Raw genomic sequence first — 1,730 nt, 5'->3', positions numbered from 1 at the left:
GAGAAGGCGTTGCCTAAAACTATAGAAAGTAAAATGGAGTTTGATATTAGGGAATTTGTGTAGTAATTAGTAGATAAAATCCATTAGGATAGATATATAAAGTTGATTATTAATGTATTACCCTCATAAAATAATCTATATCAAGTAGTTCAGATCATTAACCTAATATTTCTATTGCTTTATTTAAATTCTGAACAATAGAATAAGATGCTTTTCCAAAAGCATTTATCTTTGTTTCATCAATTTCACTATCAAACTTTAATCCATTAAGTTTCATATGGTAAAGGCACATTTTGATAAACTCTTTTTTTCCTTCATCTTTATTTATGGATAGATGTATTAACTCTTCATTAAGATGTCTTCCTGTATAATATAGAGTTTCTATTATAATTATCTCATTTGGAGATAAGGTATTCATATAATCAAGACTAGCTTTATATCCTTTTTCTCCTTTTTGAAAGGGTTTTTTATTTATAAAATCATCTAAACTATGCATTATAATATCATTTTCCTTTTCTACAAAAGGCTCTATCAACCTAATATATTCCTCTACTTTATTTTTTGCAGAAACATAATTATTTCTATATTCCTTTATTTCTACATCAGAATATTCAAAACTTACTTCTTTATCCTTATCTATATCATAATCTATCTGTTTCAAATGATGAAAGAGTTCTTCGATACAATTATGAAAATTATAGATATCAAGTCTTATAGCTGTAGGATGCTGAGGTTCTAAATTTTTACTTATTGGATAGCGCATTCGCATTGATTCTTGATCAAAATCTTGCATTTCCTTGACATAATCTTCAATTAAACCTATATTGGCTTTTGTACCAAATTTTTTCTTCCCTTTTGATAAGAATGGTTTCACCTCTAACCACGACTTCGATAGATTATGTTGTGCTTTATTCAAGTAAGCCTTAAATCCTTCTTCATCACATCCTGAGTATTTTAAGTAGAGATATTTTAGAAATATTTCTAATGAATGCCTATACAAAAAACATAGAGGATAGGTAAGAGAATCAACTATACTAAATTTTCCATTAGCTTTAGTCATTTTGTCAAATAATATATCAGCTGCATTCTTGTAATTATCCGCCAACAGACAAAATGCAAGAGGTCCTTTTCCTTCCCAACCTATATGACTGAATTCACAACTATCTTTACTTGCCGTTTCTTCTGGTGTGAGATATATAAATAATTTATTTCCCATTTTAGTTTTTTAACGTATTAATTTGTCTACAAAATTACAAAAACTTTTCCATATACAGCCATATGAAGCCAAAAACTTACACCCTTTTTCTCCTTACCTCTTTATCCCCCTACCTTTGCCCCGAATTTTAAAAATACATTTTATGAAATCACTCAGCAAAAGCCTGCTTTCAGCAGCATTTTTATGTATTAGCCACCTTGCCTTAGCTCAGGGCAATGGTGTAGGAGGTATCAACGAAGCTACCCGTATGGTTACCTCGTATTTCGACCCTGCTACCAAGCTCATCTATGCCATAGGGGCTGTGGTGGGACTCATCGGTGGGGTGAAGGTGTATAACAAGTTTAGTAGTGGCGACCCCGATACCAGCAAAACGGCTGCCAGTTGGTTTGGGGCTTGTATCTTCCTAATTGTAGCGGCTACTATCTTACGTTCGTTCTTCTTATAAACTTATGGAGACAAAAAACAGCTATTCTATCAACAAAGGCATCGGCAGAAGTGTAGAGTTCAAAGGACT

Annotated in this window: 2 protein-coding genes; one reads left to right on the top strand and one right to left on the bottom strand. The window is 32.0% G+C overall.

What is annotated here, in order from left to right:
* Positions 1-157: 157 nt before the first annotated feature.
* Positions 158-1,216 carry a hypothetical protein gene (locus HMPREF1551_RS05340; RefSeq protein ID WP_021628038.1) on the bottom strand — a complete coding sequence of 353 codons (1,059 nt, stop codon included), beginning with the start codon at positions 1,214-1,216 and terminating at the stop codon, positions 158-160.
* Positions 1,217-1,358: 142 nt separating this feature from the next.
* On the opposite strand from HMPREF1551_RS05340, the gene HMPREF1551_RS05335 reads away from it, so the two are divergent.
* Positions 1,359-1,661 (top strand): DUF4134 domain-containing protein, encoded by a 303-nt coding sequence (locus tag HMPREF1551_RS05335; RefSeq protein WP_021628037.1) that lies wholly within the window; start codon positions 1,359-1,361, stop codon positions 1,659-1,661.
* Positions 1,662-1,730 lie beyond the last annotated feature (69 nt).

This window comes from Capnocytophaga sp. oral taxon 863 str. F0517 (assembly GCF_000466425.1).
Classification (GTDB): domain Bacteria; phylum Bacteroidota; class Bacteroidia; order Flavobacteriales; family Flavobacteriaceae; genus Capnocytophaga.
Note: the sequence above shows the minus strand (reverse complement) of the source record. Positions and strands in the feature narration are given on the sequence as shown.